Here is a 14,767-nt window from a genome sequence, read left to right as displayed (position 1 = left end):
GCCCCCATCGAGGGCGCCCCGTCGAGGACGCCGTTGGAGTTCGGCTACCCACTCCGGACCCGGTCCGTCGGCGTGCACTTCAAGCCGTGGGGGCTGGCGCCGTTCCTGCCGATGCCCGCGGCCGAGCTGTGTGACCGGCCGGTGACGGTGGAGCAGGTTTGGGGCGGGCCCGCCATTGCCGTCGTGACGCACCGGCCGGAACCCAAGGGCTGGGACCCCGAGGCGCCGTTTCACTTCGTAGATGCCCCAGGTGGCCTCGACCTCGACGTGCACATCGATGGTGAACAGGGCCGTGAGTCGGGCGGCCTGCTTGTCGGTGAGCAGGTCGGCACGGGTGTGCAGGTTCGCCGGGCGCGGTAGAGCGGGTCGTTCTTACGGCCGCGACGGCAGCCGGGCAACCTCGTCCCAGCCGCCCGAGTCGCGGAGGCGGGCTCACGCCGCGACGTATACGTCGAGCGTTGTCAGCCGGGTAGGTCGGCGTAGGCGCTGACGGGGTTTGGGGCGGGGATCCTCGCCTGGACGTCTTCGAGCCAGTGTCCGAGCTTGGCGTTCAGTCTGGCCGCCACACCGGGCTTGGTGTCTGCGAGGTCGTGGGTCTCGGCGATGTCGTCGACGAGGTTGTAGAGCTCGATGTGGTTGTCCTCGAAGAACCTGACCAGCTTCCAGTCGCCCTCGCGAATCGCAGCACCTGGGGTGCCTCCCTGGTTGCCGTAGTGCGGGTAGTGCCAGAAGATCGGCCTGTCCTCGGCGTGGCCTTCTGTCAGTGCCGCAAGGATGGACTGCCCGTCCAGTTCGTGCATCTGCGCCGGTCGGGGTATGCCTGCGGCGTCCAGGAACGTCGGGTAGAAGTCCGGGCTCGTGACCAGGTCGGGCAGCACGTTGTTCGGCTCGACTGTGCCGGGCCAGCGGACGATCAACGGGACGCGCAGGCCGCCGTCGTACATCCAGCCCTTGCCCTCGGCCAGCGGAGCGTTGCAGGTCGGCGATCCCTCCGATGTGGCGAGCCCGCCGTTGTCGGAGGTGAAGACCACAAGGGTGTTGTCCGCCTTGCCGGTACGGTCCAGGGCATCCAGCAGCCGTCCGATGTTGGCGTCGAGGTTCTCGACCATAGCCGCGTAGCCCGGGTCGGACTGCACGACCCGCCGCTGCACGTGCTGGTGGCGCTGGTGCCAGGTCGGCATCGGCTCACCAGGCTTGATGGCGTCGATCTCGTCCAGTCCGAGCGTCTTCGCCTTCTGCTCGTACCTCCCCACCAGATCCTCGGGCGCCTGGATCGGTGTGTGCACGGCGTAGTGCCACAGGTTGAGGAAGAACGGCTGCTCGCCCGCGTTCTCCACGAGCTTGATCGCCTCGTCGGTCAGCCGGTCGGTGAGATACTCACCGGGCGGACCGTCCGGCAGCGTCGGTATGCCGTACGGACTCACATAACTCGGCGGATGCCCCAGACCACAGCCGCCCACGTTGACGTCGAACCCGTGCCGATCCGGCCACGTACGCCGCTCACCCAGATGCCACTTACCGACATGCCACGTCTGGTACCCGCCGTCACGCAGGGCCCGGGCCAGGGAGTACTCCTCCATCGGCAGCTCGCGGAAGTACGGCACATCCCGCAGCCGTCCCACCGCGTGGCCGCCGATCCACTGCGTCACACCCACCCGCGCCGGATACTTGCCGCTCATGATGCTGGCCCGCGTCGGCGAGCACACCGGAGCAGCCGCGTAGGCGTCGGTGAACCGAGCCCCGGCCGCCGCGAGACGGTCCAGGTGCGGCGTCTCGTAGAACGTCGACCCGTAGCAGCCGAGATCAGCCCAGCCGAGGTCGTCGATCAGGACGAACACGATGTTCGGCCGCAAGGACGCTTGGTTCATGTCGTCACTCCTTCACCGCGCCTGCGGCGACGCCTTCCTGGAACGTGCGCTGGCCGAACAGGAACAAGACCACAACCGGGATGCTGATCACGATCACCGACGCCATGAGAAGCGACCACTGGGTCGTGTTCTGTTGGATGAACACCGTAAGTCCCAGTTGAACCGTCTGCACGTCGTTGCTCTTGGTCATCACCAAGGGCCACAGGAAGTCGTTCCAGGCGCCCTGGAAGGCGAAGACGGCTACGGCCGCGACGGCCGGCCATGCAAGAAGGTCCCAACTGCTAGCTGACCAGCAGCTTTGCGCTCCGCGGCTGTTGGGGCCACAAATACGCCGCAGACGTTCACTCCACGCGTCGCCCGTCACCGTCGTGTACTGGGCAGGGTCGCAGTAGGTCGGACCGGGCTGTGTTGTAGCAGGCTTGCCGACCGGCACCTGGTAGTCGGCAGTTGATGCCGGCCTTGTCCGCGCCTCGAAGTGCTTCGAGTACCAAAGCGTCGTCGGCGCCGAGTTCGTACGCCGAGCATCCACGTCTGCCCGGCGCTGCCGCACGCGTGGTGGCGGTACAGCACGGGCGGTGCGCGCCGAACGGACGGTTAAGACATTTCATCGTTCCTCTATCTACTAGTCAGGAAGTTGCACCCCGACGGTCATGCCGCGCGATCAGCCTTCGTTGGCACCCCCAACGGAAGGACCCGCCCATGTCCCCTCGCCGGACCGCGCTCGGCGCCGTCGCTGCGGCAACCGCCATCGCGACCGCGGCCCTCGTCGGCATCGGCGCCGCATTCGCGGACGATGCCGTCAGCGCCGGCCCGAACGCGGCCGCCGTCGTACCTACGGCACAGGATCTCTTCATCTCCGAGATCCACCCTGACGACCCGGGCGACGACAACCACGAGTTCTTCGAGGTCACCAACACCACAGGTGCGGCCATCAACCTCGCGGCCGAGGGTCTCCAGATCAGCTACGGGGCGGGCACGACGCCTGCGACGGCCGCGAAGTTCGCGCTGACGGACGGCGTCGCCGGCAACGCGGTCGCAGCGGGCCCGCTCAACGCGACCATCCCGGCCCACGGCAGCGCCGTCTTCTGGATCGAATACACCTCAAGCGCGAGCCTGAACACCTACGTCCTGGACGAGGCGAACTTCCGCAGCTACTACGGTGACGTGCCGGCCACGGCGCCGATCTACAAGGTGGAGGGCCAGAACGGGATGGCCAACACCGGCGACCGCATCCTGGCGCTGGTCACGCCCACCGGCCAGATCGTGAGCTCCTCCTACTACGGGGCGCGCTCGTCCACCACGCCCGGCGTCTCGGCCCACCTGGTCGTCCCGGCGGCGGGCAGCACGGCTGCCGCGCACCTGATGGAGGCCGAAGGCAGCCCGGGCAAGGTCACGCCCGAGCAGCTCGGCTTGACGCCCAGCCCGACCCCGACTCCCACGCCGACCCCGGTTCCGGAGTACCCGACCCCGGTCATCTCCGGCAGTCCCTCGGTCGGCAAGACCCTGACGGTCGACCCGGGCACCTGGTCGCCGGCTGACCCGGGCCTGGACATCCAGTGGTACGCCGACGAGAAGCCGCTCCCCGGCGCGACTGGCCCGTCACTGAAGATCGACGGCAAGCTGCGCGGGACGCTCATCACCGTGACCGTCACCGGCCACTACCAGGGCGACTTCTACACCGAGACCTCGTACCCGACCGCCCCGGTCGGCGCCGTCAAGGGCAACCACTGAGCCGGTAGTTCCACGCAGCCAGTCCTTCGCCGACAGCACGCTTGCACAGGCGGCTCGTGGCGGCACCCGGCGCGCAGTCGGCTCCGCCATCGACCAGCTCGACGTCACGCATCCGGGCGGTACGTCGCCGACGGAGATGGACTCGAGGACGCCTTCTTCCGGGTCGCACACCACTGCTCGGCGTACCGACCCGCTCCGGCAGCTCGAGGGTCTTTCTTCGACTGCTCGATCCGCACTCCCACGCAAACTGAGAAGGGAAGCATCCCCCATGCAGGTCACGCGACAGCGTAAGAGACCCACGGCCCCGCGCCGCGGACTCTTCGGCCGCAAGGTCCGACTCACCCTCGCCGGCACAGCCGCCCTGGCGGTCGCCGGCAGCGGCGTCGCCTACGGCGCGACGACGGGCTTCGGTGAGAACCTGGTCGGCACGGAGTACGCCAACGGCCTCCAGATCTCCTCCAACCAGATCATCAAGCCGATCGGTGACCGTCTGGTCACCGAGTACGGCAAGTTCATGGGCTCCACCGTCAGCCCCGACGGCCGTTTCCTGGCCGCCACGGCGAACGACCGCTCGGTCTCGCTGCAGATCTTCGATCTGCAGAGCTACAAGCTCATCTGGCGCGGTGGCACCGCGGCCGGCGTCGACCTCCGTCTGGCGGACAACACCGTCGGCCAGGAGGGCCCGACCTACTCACCCGACGGCAAGTTCCTGTTCATGCCGAACGCCACCGGCATGACCCGCTTCGTGGTCGCCGCCGACGGCACGCTGTCGGCCCCCACGAAGATCACCATCCCGACGGCCGCGAATCCGAGCCGCCAGGCTCTGACCGCGGGCCTGACCTTCTCGCCCGACGGCACCACCCTGTACGCCGCCGTCAACGGTCAGAACACCGTCGTCGCGATCGACCCCGCCGCGGGCACGATCACGCACACGTGGAACGTCGGCATCGCGCCGCGTCAGCTGAAGTTCGTCGGCACCAAGCTCTACGTCTCCGACGAGGGCGGCCGTAGGGCCCGGGCCGGTGAGACGACGATCCCGTCGTACGGCACCGACGTTCCGGCCGACGCCTACCTGGGCAACTCCACGAACGGCCTGCTCAGCGTCATCGACACCGCCGACGCCGGTGCCGCCGTCACGTCCATCCCGGTGGGCCTCCACCCCACCGCGATGTACGTCAACGGCACCGCCCTCTACGTGGCGAACACCAACGACGACACCATCTCGGTCGTCGACACCACGATCGGCAAGGTCGTCCAGACCATCGAGACCAAGCCGTGGCAGAGCTCCGAAGTCGGCTACGAGCCGACCGGCATGACGGTTGTCGACGGACGCCTCCTGGTGACCCTCGGTCGCGCGAACGCGGTCGCCGTATACAAGCTCGGCGAGCGTGCCCTCGACCCGGTCAGCTTCGTCGGCCTCGTCCCGACGGACTTCTACCCCGAGGACGTCTTCTCGGTCGACGGGCAGGTCGTCGTTGCGAACCGTCGCGGCATCGACGCCCGCGGCCCGGAGCTCACCTTCAACGCGGGCTTCGGCACCACCCCGGCGACCGGTCACGGCACCCACGCCACGACCGCCTCGCTGACCCGCTTCACCCTGCCGAGCGACGTCGACATCAAGACAAAACTCACCCCCCGGGTCTTCGAGCAGAACGGCTGGGGCCCTGGCGACACCGACGTCAAGCACGCGAACGTCAACGGCAACCAGACATCCGCCGTCGCCGTGCCCAAGCGCATCGGTGACCCGTCGGCCATCAAGCACGTCTTCCTGATCGTCAAGGAGAACCGGACCTACGACCAGGTCCACGGCGACATGCCGGAGGGCAATGGCGACCCGACGCTTGCCCAGTTCGGTGAGAAGGTGACGCCGAACACGCACGCGCTGGCGCGCCAGTTCGGCCTCTACGACAACACCTACGACGTGGGCACGAACTCTGCCGAGGGCCACAACTGGCTCATGCAGGGTGACAACCCCGAGTACACCGAGTCCAGCGCCGGCGAGTACACCCGCTCCTACGACACCGAGAACGACGTCCTCGGCCACCAGCGCTCCGGCTTCCTGTGGACCTCGGTCAAGGATGCCGGCAAGACGGCCCGCAACTTCGGCGAGTTCTCCTACTACGTGAACAAGCCGGCCGGTGCGACGTGGCAGAAGTACTACTGCGCCGCGACGAGCGTGATGGATGGCGGCGACCCCGCCCAGCTCATCGACCCGTCGATCCGCGTCAACCAGCAGTCGCCGATCCCGTCGCTCAACGAGATCTCGAACCACGACGCCCCGATGTTCGACACGAACATCCCCGACATCTACCGCTACCTGATCTGGAAGCAGGAGTTCGAGAAGTTCGGCCCCGCCAACCTCAACATGTTCTGGCTGTCCAGCGACCACACCGGCGGTGCACCCGACCCACGCGCCCAGGTCGCCGACGGTGACCTCGCGGTCGGCAAGATCGTCGAGACCATCTCGCACAGCAAGTACTGGAAGGACTCCGCGATCTTCGTGGTCGAGGACGACAGCCAGAACGGCCCGGACCACGTCGACGGCCACCGCGCCCCGATCCAGGTCATCAGCCCGTACGCGGTGCACGACAAGACCGTCTCGACCTACTACTCGCAGATCAGCATGATCCGCACCATCCAGCAGATCCTCGGTGCCGAGCCGCTGAACCAGAAGCTCGCCGCAGCGACGCCGATGTTCGACGCATTCACCTCGAAGCCCGACTTCACGCCGTTCACCGCTCGTCCGAACCAGATCCCGCTGACCGAGAACGTCGCGACCCCGCCCGCCTGCGGTCTCGACACGGTGGCCAACGCTCCGGCGGCTCCGAGGGTCGCCCCGGCGCAGGTCTCGGCCTCGGTCGAGTGGGAGAAGTGGGCCAAGAAGCAGCACTTCAGCGGCAAGACCCCGCGTGCCGACTTCGCGCACCCGGAGCAGATGAACCGCTACGTCTGGTACCAGACCCACAACTGGGACCTGCCCTACCCGGGTGACGCCAAGATCTACCTCCCGGACGACGTTCCGGGCGCCGCCATCCCCTCCGCCGACGTCGACTGACCTCGATGCTGACGCAGTGCCCAGCACGACCCCTGTAGCACCGCAAAGGCCCGCCGGGCGATGCCCGGCGGGCCTTTGCTCGTCGGTGGCTGGTCCCGACTTGGCGCGCGACTCACCACCCGACCAACCAACCCAACACACTGTTCTCGGCCCCACCCTCGCCGAGCGCGATCTCGCAGCCCGCAGGACCCTCGCCCTCTACGGCCGGGCAGAAGGACGCGACTTCGCTGACATCTACCACCTCGCCCCCAAATTTGGCCGAGACAACCTGATCACCTGGGCACACGAACAAGCCGCGCGTCCTTGCTGCTCTTCCCCTTCGGGCTTCTTGGCGTCCTTGACGTCTGTCAACCGCCGTAAGGAACCGTGATGATCTCCAGGCGGTGGCCGTCCGGGTCATCCCAGTACAGTCCGCGGCCACCGTCGTTCGTGTTGATCTCCCCCTCGACCTTGTGCGCGGGGTCGGCCCACCAGGTGAGTCCACGCTCCCGGATACGGGCATGGATGGCGTCGAACTCCTGCTCGGAGACCAGGAAGGCGTAGTGCTGCGGATGCGGCTCTCCGTGGTCGTCGGCGAAATCGAGCGACACATCGTTGTCGACCTGCACGACGATGAACGGTCCAAAGGCGGTCGGCTGCGGGAGACCGAGGATGTCGGCGTAGAAGCTGGCAGAGGCGTGCTTGTCAGAACAACGGACGATGGTGTGGTTGAGCTGGACGGTCATGACGATCTCCTTCCTCACCACCACAGTGTCGCGCTCGTTTCGCGCGTCGCGCCAGCCAGTGTTGATGCCAGTGGCTGACCGGTCATCTGACCTCAAGGGTTGACGTGAAATGATGCCAGCAGCGATGAACCATTCGGTTTACATGGGCAGCCGGTGCAGCCATGGCTCGTGGATATCGATGTAGGTCAGGTCTGTCCTCATGTCGTGGAACACTCTGCTGACTTCGGGTGAGAGCAATGCCTTCTGCTCACCGACTCGGGCTTCGAACTCGCTGGTGAAGTACACGGCCTCGGTGATCCTGGCCGGGTCGTCATCATGAACGGCGATTACCGTGCCGAGGATCTCGGGCCGTTCCCTGCGCAGCACTGCTTCGCTTTGGGCAACCAGCGCTTGCCACCTGTCCGGGTTCGCGACCCTACATTGCAGAACCTGAACGAAACCAGCTTCGTCGGGGTAACCGATGAGCATCGTCATCACATCGCTGCAGTTGTGAACGCTCACACCTCCCGTGAAGAGCACCTCAGCCGCACGTCTCCAAGCTGCCTGATCGGCTTGTTTGTTCGTCGCCAGGGCCGCCGCCTCGGAATCGAACATCGCCAACGCGATCGCCGTCCCGTCAGCCGCCACACCAGATGTCGAGCCGAGCCATCCCTCGGCGCGCGGCGCGAGATACTCAACCCAACGCTCCACTGAGGCTCGGAGGGCTCCCGGATTCGTGACGTGCCCCTGAATGACCTCGATGAACACGCTTACCTCTTTGGCGCTTCGCGACGTGCGACTACTCCGACACTACGCCGGCCAGAAGTGCTGCACTGGTGCAGCGCAGCGGTCCGGCGGCGTCAAATCACGTCATCCGGTTCATCGTGCTTGGTCGACGTGACCTCCCTCTGTTGCCAGTCCGCGGGAACCCAATGGACTTTGGGCACTTGGCTGCAAGGTCGTCCAGACGGACGCTGAACACTTGCCCGCCCACGGAATGCGTTGAGACGGTGGGTCAGGACAGGCGAGTCGTGCGTGTTTCGTGAACCTCACCCGCCAGGGGTATGCGCAGTGTGCCTTCCTCGCCCCTGATGTCTTCCGGATGCGAGGCGAGGAGGCACTCGTAACACGACCCGGAACCTGACGATGGTCAGCGGGAGCGGGTACTGCGGGCAGCGGCGGCATGTCCAGTGCAGGCGGTGCGGTCGACCGGCTGGACGGCGGGGATGCTTCACCGGCGGGGGTGTCGGCTGTGCCGCCGTCCAAGACGCCGGTGTCGCGATCTGTGCCGTCGCCACGGACGGCGGGCCCGGACCCGGCGAGCTACCGAGACGCGGCAATGGGGGCGTTTCGCCGGTCCGGTCGGATCGTAATCGTGATCGTGATCGTGATCGTGGGAGCCTCACTGGCAGGTCTGGCCGCTGCGAAGACCTTACGTAGAGAGAGGTTCACGGGGCCGCTGACGATGATCGGTGACGAGCCGTATCAGCCCTACGACCGCCCACCGCTGCCCAAACAGAGCGCCCGCCATGCCGTCATTCCACCATCTGCACACCCACTACCTCGACGAGCTGGCAGCAGCCGGTGTCCGCCCGCCGGATGTGGACACGGTGATCTGCACCCACGTCCACGGCGACCACGTTGGCTGGAACACCTGCCTGACGGCTGAGGGAGAGTGGCGACCGACCTTCCCCACCGCCCAGTACGTCATCTCACGCGCCCACTTCGACTACTGGAACCCGGCCAATGGACACCGGACCCGCTCCGGCCTCCGGATGGCCAATGTCTTCGAAGACAGCGTCGCCCCGTGCACCTGTCCGGGCAGGTTGTGCTGTGGGAGGGCGACCACTACACCGTCGACGCCCAAACGATTGCTCCACCTTCGACGAGGACGAGCCCGCGCACGGGACAGTCGCCGCCGCGTGCTGGGTGAGGCAGCGGACCGAGGTGCCCTGCTGTTCCCCGCGCATTTCCCCGGGCAGGGCGCGGTCGAAGTGCGACGTCTCGGCGACCGGTTCACCGTGAATGAGTGGGCGGCATGGCGGTGAGACGCAACACGCAGTGCCTTGCTCTCGGCGCAGCGGGGTCAGCTGTCCGAAGGGCTATTTGAGGGCGCGGTCGAGGTTGTACGCGGCGCTGATCAGCGCGAGGTGGGTGAAGGCTTGTGGGAAGTTGCCGAGCTGTTCGCCGGTGGTGCCGATCTGTTCGGAGTACAGCCCGAGGTGATTGGCGTAGGTGAGCATCTTGTCGAACACCAGGCGGGCGTCTTCGACTCTTCCGGCTCGGGCGAGCGCCTCGACGTACCAGAAGCTACACAGCGACATGGTGCCTTCATGTCCGCGCAGACCATCGGGGCTGGCATCGGGATCGTAGCGGTACACGAGCGAGTCCGAGACGAGGTCGCTGGAGATGGCATCCAGCGTGGCCAGCCAGCGAGAGTCTGTGGGGGCGACGAACTTGACCAGCGGCATGATGAGCAGCGACGCGTCGAGCACATCGTCCTCATAGTGTTGAACGAATGCCTGCCGGTCTCTCGACCAACCATTGGACAGAACCTGCCGGTAGATCGCGTCGCGCTGCCTCGCCCAGTGGGGCTCGTTGGCCGGGAGGCCGCGCTGCCGGGCGATTCTGATCGCGCGTTCGATCGCCACCCATGACAGTACGCGGGTGTACGTAAAATGCTTGGGTCCTCCGCGGGTCTCCCAGATTCCCTCGTCGGCTTGGTCCCAGTGCTCGCACAGCCAGTCGACGGTTCTGGTGAGATCGTCCCACAGGTCGATCCCGATCGGCTCACCGTACTTGTTGTAGAGGTAGACCGAATCGATGAGTTCACCGTAGATGTCAAGCTGGCGCTGTGCGGCGGCACTGTTCCCGATGCGGACCGGTGCTGACCCGCGGTACCCCTGCAGATGAGTTAGTTCTGACTCTGCCAGGTCTGCACGCCCGTCGATGCCGTACATGATCTGCAGTGGCTCGGCCCCCGGACCGCGATGGTCTCGAAGCCGGTCGCCGAGCCAGCCCATGAATGCCTGTGCCTCCTGGGTGAACCCGAGGCGGAGCAATGCGTAGACCGAGAAGGCGGCGTCTCTGAGCCAGGTATGGCGGTAGTCCCAGTTGCGTTCTCCTCCGAGCTTCTCCGGAAGACTCGTCGTGGCCGCCGCGACGATAGCTCCTGTAGGGGCGTAGGTCAGCAGTTTCAGCACCAGCGCAGAGCGGTGTACGACCTCCCGCCAGCGCCCGGCATAGCGCGATTGGGCGAGCCAACTCCGCCAGAACTGCACGGTTTGACGAAACAACATCTCGGCCTCCCGCGTGGGGCAGACGCGCGGCACGATGCTGCTGGTCAGCCTGTCAAGGACGAAGGGTGCGGTCTCGCCCTCACGCAACACGAACCGTGCGGTGACATCCTGATCGGATTGGTCCAGCCGGACCGTGGCTGACAGCGCCAGAGTCAGCGACTCCCCCTCGAAGACGGCGTGCCCGCCTTCGAAACGAAGCTTGTGCTGCTCGCGCCCGTAGTCGAAGCGGGGCGCAACCTCGACCACAAAGGGCACGCTGCCCCGTGTGCACACGACACGACGAACCAGCCGGTGCCGCTCCACCTCCCTGACATCCCCCATGATCGGCATGAAGTCCTGAACCTCGGCCACACCACCGGCCGTGAAGAAGCGCGTGATCAAGATATTGGTATCCGGAAAATACAGCTGCTTGGACCTGATCACGTCTTCCGGGTGCAGCGCGAACCTTCCTCCGCGCCGAGCATCGAGGATCGAGGCGAATACGCTCGGCGAATCAAAGCGTGGGCAGCAATACCAGTCGATCGTCCCGTCCGTACCAACCAGCGCACACGTACGCAGGTCGCCGATCACGCCATGGTCGGCAATCGGAAGATAATCTGCGGTGGCACGGGAATCGCTCACGAAGGTTTCCATCGCTGTCCTCCCTTTTGGAAAGCCCCGGTTCGCGGTAGGCGCCAAGCGGGTTTGTGCCTCGACCGACTCATAAGCCGCAGGTGACGCAGAGCACGCTGGTGGAATGTTGTCGTACGAGCGACTCGTCGGTCATTTCCATAGCCCGCCGCCACCTGCCCCATCAGCGTCGCGAAGGGCATAGCCACGTTCGCCACCCATCCCTCCGAGTGCCTCCGCTTCAGGCCCTGCCGCTCGACAAGGCGACGCGATCGACGCGCAGCACGTAGTCCGCGAGTTCCCCTCAGTCGACGCTAGCGCGGAAGCCACGAAGCTACGGCGTTGCCGGGTTTACCCGGGTTCATTCCTATCCCTGCCGGCCGGTCGAGCCTGGTTGTTTGTCCGAGAGACGGGCCACAGACGGCTAATGGTGATATGTCGTGCCCCGACCGGCGCAGACGTCGGCGGAGTCCACCATCGACCTCTTGGGCATTGGCACATGCGGGTCGCGGGGAATCTGCGCGAGCGAGACCCCGGCCCGCAACCACCCACGCGGAGCGGCCACCCATGCGTCTAGTGCTCCGGAAGGTCTAGTGTCCTGAGTCGTTAATGCGTGTGCAGTAGCGTGCGATGGAGTCGAGGATCTGGTCGGCGGGTCTTGGTCCTTACGTATGGGCGGGGTTCGTTGTTCCAGGTCCCGATCCAGTCGCGGATGTCTTTTTGGGAGCGCGGACGCTGCGGTGGGTCCCGCGTTGCAGCTTCTTCGCTGTCAGCTCACCGAACCAGCGTTCGACCAGGTTCGATCGCCCGGTGGCGGGCATGCAGGCTGCCGATCACTTTGCCGGTGGTCAGATCCAAAGCGGCGTAGAGGCTGGACGTGCCGGCTCGCACGTAGTCGTGGCTGGCACGGGCCGGGGTGCCCGGCAGCATCGGCAGCACCGGCGCGGTGCGGTCCAGGGCCTGGATCTGGCTCTTCTCATCGACACACAACACGACCGCACGTTCGGGCGGGTCCAGATACAGGCCGACGACGTCGCAGACTTTAGCGATGAACTGCGGATCCTTCGACAGACCGACCTCCGCGGCCAGGGACCGCGTCGACCAGTGCGTGGCGTCCCTGGGTGTGGCCTCCAGGGTCGTGGTGATCACTCGCTCCACATCGGCGTCGGCGACGCGAGATCCCGAGCCCCGCAAGCGATCTGACCGTTCGATTCATCAGGCCCTTGCACACAGGCCAGCACGACCCGCGACCGCGTAGCCAGAGCCTGAGCCGAGGACGGCCGACGCGACCACGCCTGCAACTGCACCCGCTCGTCATCAGTAATGACTCAGGACACCAGTCACCGTTGGGGGTGCGGCACCCGCTCCATCTCGGTCTGCGCCGGGCTGAACAGGTCGTCCGGCTGCCCGGCGTCGACGGGCAGGTAGAAGTAACGCACGAAGTCCCAGCCGGGCTCATTCTCCAGGCTGCCCTGCCACTGGCCGAGGGCGTCGACGCCGACGACCTGTGTGGCGCCGGAGTCGGAGTCCTCCACCAACGCCCAGACGGTCAGCGGGGACGATCGGGTGACCTCATGGCTCATCCGCCAGCGTGCGTACCATCCCGGTGGGGCCGAGTCGAACTCGATGATCCTTTTCACGGCGCCATTCCTTCCGCCGATTTCCCTGTGCTGCCCCAGCCCGCGGCCGTTGTTATTCCTTCGACGCGGAAACCCCGGGCTCACGACCGATCCGGGGAGCCGGGTTCACGACCGCGGCCCGGGATGTGGGCGGTCCGGTCGACCCGAAAAGGACAGGGCTTTCGGCCTTGCCCGCCGTCCGGCCGCCAGCGTGTGCTTGACCGCAGTCTACGGGCTCATCGGGACGGTGACGACGCATGGCGGTCACGCTGAACGAGTGCGGGTACGTGCGGGCCCGGGAGTTGATCGAGCACGGACGGTACGTGCTCGACGGCAGGGACGCCTGGAGCGAGCATCAGCCCTCGGCGGGCCGGGCTCCGGAGTGGCGTAGGTGGGCGTACAGCATCGAGCTGCCGACGCCGGCGGGTCCGCCGATCACGACCAGTGCGATGGTGGCCGGCGGGAGCGAGGTGACCGTCGCCAGGACGACGGCGAGAAGCAGCGTCAAACGCCACAGGCCAGCATGGGCCGAGGTAGTCGTACTTCTTGGCTTCTTGGCGGCGTAGGCGGGGAGCAGCAGGGAGGCGACGAAGCCCCTGGCGTTGTAGATCGCGAGCACCCAGCCGACCTCCACGGCGGGTGGCGCCGTAAAGGGTGACCAGGATCAGCGTCAGGGCGCGGCTGAGGAACGCGATCTGCCGTCCCCAACAGAGCCGATGGCACTAGCAGACGTCTCAGCTGGGTCCTTCGGGTCGGCTGGGGCGTCGCTCGTCAGCCGGGTTGAGCGGTCGGCCGGATCAGGATCTCGTTGAGTGTCATCCGGCGGGGGCGGGTGACCGCGAACGCGATCACATCGGCGACGTCCTCGGCGGTGATGGCCAGCTGGGCGTAGAACTGTTCGGTGTTCTGCTTGGTGGAGGGATCGGTGATGTGATCGGTGAGTTCGGTGGCGACCGCGCCGGGCTCGATCACGGTGACGCGGATGTCCGGCTGCAGCTCTTGCCGCAGTGCCTCCGACCAGCCGTTCATACCCCACTTGGTGGCGGCGTAGGCAGCGTTCCCGGCGCGGGCGGTCCGGCCGGCGACGGAGGAGATGTTCACCAGGTCTCCACCGCCCTGGCGCAGCTGCGGCAGGAACACCTCGGTGGCGGTCATCGCGCCGAGCAGGTTGACCTCGACCATCCGCCGTGCCTCTTCGCGTTGCTCGGACCCGAAGGGGCCGAGCAACATCACGCCCGCGTTGTTGACCAGCACGTCGGCCCCGCCCAGTTCCCGCTGGACACGGTCCGCTGCCGCTAGCAGGGCATCGCGGTCGGTGACGTCGGCGGCGATCGCCAGGGTCCCGCTGCCGAGTTCAGTCGCCAGCTGCTCGAGGCGGTCGACGCGACGGGCCAGCAGCGCCACCCGGTAGCCCTGAGCGGTGAGGGCACGAGCCGTCGCGGCGCCGATCCCGGACGACGCACCGGTGATCACAGCGACCTGGCCGGCGCCTGGGCCGGCGGCGTGGTCGTCAACCATGAGAGGTTCCTGTCTACTTGGACGTGCCGAGTCAGTTGTCGGCGAAGACCTTCTTGGCTATCTGGACGGCCGACATGGCCTTCGGCCAGCCGGCGTAGAAGGCGAGATGGATGATCGCCTCCTTCAGCTCGTCCTCGGTGAGGCCGTTGTCCTTCGCCCGGCGCAGATGAGCGACGAGCTGATCGGTGCAGCCGGAAGTGACCAGGCTGGCCACCGTGACCAGACTGCGGTCCCGCTTCGACAGCTTGGCGCGTTCCCACACGTGGCCGAACAAGATGTCGTCGGTGAGCGCGGCCAGCTTCGGGGCGGAGTCCCCGACCAGACGTTGGGTGGCTGTCAGGTTGTCGTCAGACACGTTGGTTTC

13 protein-coding genes and 3 pseudogenes are annotated in these 14,767 nt (G+C 66.5%); 5 read left to right on the top strand and 11 right to left on the bottom strand.

Annotation, left to right across the window (positions count from 1 at the left end):
• Nucleotides 1–174 precede the first annotated feature (174 nt).
• Nucleotides 175–243, top strand: a pseudogene (locus tag BLU27_RS29840) (dihydrofolate reductase); the annotation flags it as partial.
• Here the strand turns inward: BLU27_RS29840 and BLU27_RS28950 are convergent.
• The 3 genes and pseudogenes from BLU27_RS28950 to BLU27_RS28945 all read right to left on the bottom strand — a co-directional run.
• Nucleotides 235–434 (bottom strand): annotated as a pseudogene (locus BLU27_RS28950) (ISL3 family transposase); the annotation flags it as partial. The pseudogenes BLU27_RS29840 and BLU27_RS28950 sit on opposite strands and share 9 nt — an antisense overlap.
• A gap of 27 nt (nt 435–461) precedes the next feature.
• Nucleotides 462–1,868, bottom strand: coding sequence for a sulfatase (locus BLU27_RS11000; protein WP_092652966.1), 1,407 nt, complete (start codon nt 1,866–1,868; stop codon nt 462–464).
• 4 nt (nt 1,869–1,872) lie between these two features.
• Entirely contained in the window at nt 1,873–2,418 is a 546-nt protein-coding gene (locus tag BLU27_RS28945) for an ABC transporter permease family protein (protein ID WP_157728416.1), read from the bottom strand.
• Nucleotides 2,419–2,567: 149 nt separating this feature from the next.
• Between BLU27_RS28945 and BLU27_RS10990 the strand changes: the two genes are divergently transcribed.
• Nucleotides 2,568–3,599, top strand: coding sequence for a lamin tail domain-containing protein (locus BLU27_RS10990; RefSeq protein ID WP_157728414.1), 1,032 nt, complete (start codon nt 2,568–2,570; stop codon nt 3,597–3,599).
• Between the two features lie 268 nt (nt 3,600–3,867).
• Complete coding sequence (locus BLU27_RS10985; RefSeq protein ID WP_092652960.1) at nt 3,868–6,654, top strand: bifunctional YncE family protein/alkaline phosphatase family protein; 2,787 nt, start codon at nt 3,868–3,870, stop codon at nt 6,652–6,654.
• Nucleotides 6,655–7,001: 347 nt separating this feature from the next.
• Here BLU27_RS10985 and BLU27_RS10980 read toward each other — a convergent pair whose 3' ends face one another.
• Nucleotides 7,002–7,379 carry a VOC family protein gene (locus tag BLU27_RS10980; RefSeq protein WP_092657548.1) on the bottom strand — a complete coding sequence of 126 codons (378 nt, stop codon included), beginning with the start codon at nt 7,377–7,379 and terminating at the stop codon, nt 7,002–7,004.
• Nucleotides 7,380–7,517: 138 nt separating this feature from the next.
• Complete coding sequence (locus tag BLU27_RS10975; RefSeq protein ID WP_092652958.1) at nt 7,518–8,126, bottom strand: hypothetical protein; 609 nt, start codon at nt 8,124–8,126, stop codon at nt 7,518–7,520.
• A gap of 415 nt (nt 8,127–8,541) precedes the next feature.
• Between BLU27_RS10975 and BLU27_RS30995 the strand changes: the two genes are divergently transcribed.
• Both BLU27_RS30995 and BLU27_RS31210 read left to right on the top strand, forming a co-directional pair.
• Nucleotides 8,542–9,027: an FAD-dependent oxidoreductase gene (locus BLU27_RS30995; protein WP_338417598.1), complete on the top strand. Its 486-nt coding sequence runs from the start codon at nt 8,542–8,544 to the stop codon at nt 9,025–9,027.
• Nucleotides 8,960–9,406 carry an MBL fold metallo-hydrolase gene (locus BLU27_RS31210; RefSeq protein WP_422386086.1) on the top strand — a complete coding sequence of 149 codons (447 nt, stop codon included), beginning with the start codon at nt 8,960–8,962 and terminating at the stop codon, nt 9,404–9,406. Before BLU27_RS30995 ends, BLU27_RS31210 begins: the two co-directional genes overlap by 68 nt.
• A 54-nt stretch (nt 9,407–9,460) precedes the next feature.
• Here BLU27_RS31210 and BLU27_RS10955 read toward each other — a convergent pair whose 3' ends face one another.
• From BLU27_RS10955 to BLU27_RS10930, 6 genes and pseudogenes are all read right to left on the bottom strand, one after another.
• A complete protein-coding gene (locus BLU27_RS10955) occupies nt 9,461–11,290 on the bottom strand; it encodes a glycoside hydrolase family 15 protein (protein WP_092652956.1) in 1,830 nt (609 codons plus the stop codon).
• Between the two features lie 566 nt (nt 11,291–11,856).
• Nucleotides 11,857–12,591 (bottom strand): annotated as a pseudogene (locus BLU27_RS31205) (transposase).
• 15 nt (nt 12,592–12,606) lie between these two features.
• Nucleotides 12,607–12,906, bottom strand: a complete 300-nt coding sequence (locus tag BLU27_RS10945; RefSeq protein WP_092652954.1) for a hypothetical protein — start codon at nt 12,904–12,906, stop codon at nt 12,607–12,609.
• Between the two features lie 334 nt (nt 12,907–13,240).
• Complete coding sequence (locus tag BLU27_RS29835; RefSeq protein ID WP_197681773.1) at nt 13,241–13,504, bottom strand: hypothetical protein; 264 nt, start codon at nt 13,502–13,504, stop codon at nt 13,241–13,243.
• Nucleotides 13,505–13,656: 152 nt separating this feature from the next.
• On the bottom strand, nt 13,657–14,403 hold the full coding sequence (locus BLU27_RS10935) for an SDR family oxidoreductase (protein ID WP_092652950.1): 747 nt from the start codon (nt 14,401–14,403) through the stop codon (nt 13,657–13,659).
• 31 nt (nt 14,404–14,434) lie between these two features.
• On the bottom strand, nt 14,435–14,758 hold the full coding sequence (locus tag BLU27_RS10930; RefSeq protein ID WP_092652948.1) for a carboxymuconolactone decarboxylase family protein: 324 nt from the start codon (nt 14,756–14,758) through the stop codon (nt 14,435–14,437).
• Between the last annotated feature and the right edge of the window lie 9 nt (nt 14,759–14,767).

The organism is Actinopolymorpha singaporensis, from assembly GCF_900104745.1.
Taxonomy (GTDB): Bacteria; Actinomycetota; Actinomycetes; order Propionibacteriales; family Actinopolymorphaceae; genus Actinopolymorpha; species Actinopolymorpha singaporensis.
This window is presented reverse-complemented; position numbering and strand designations above follow the sequence as displayed.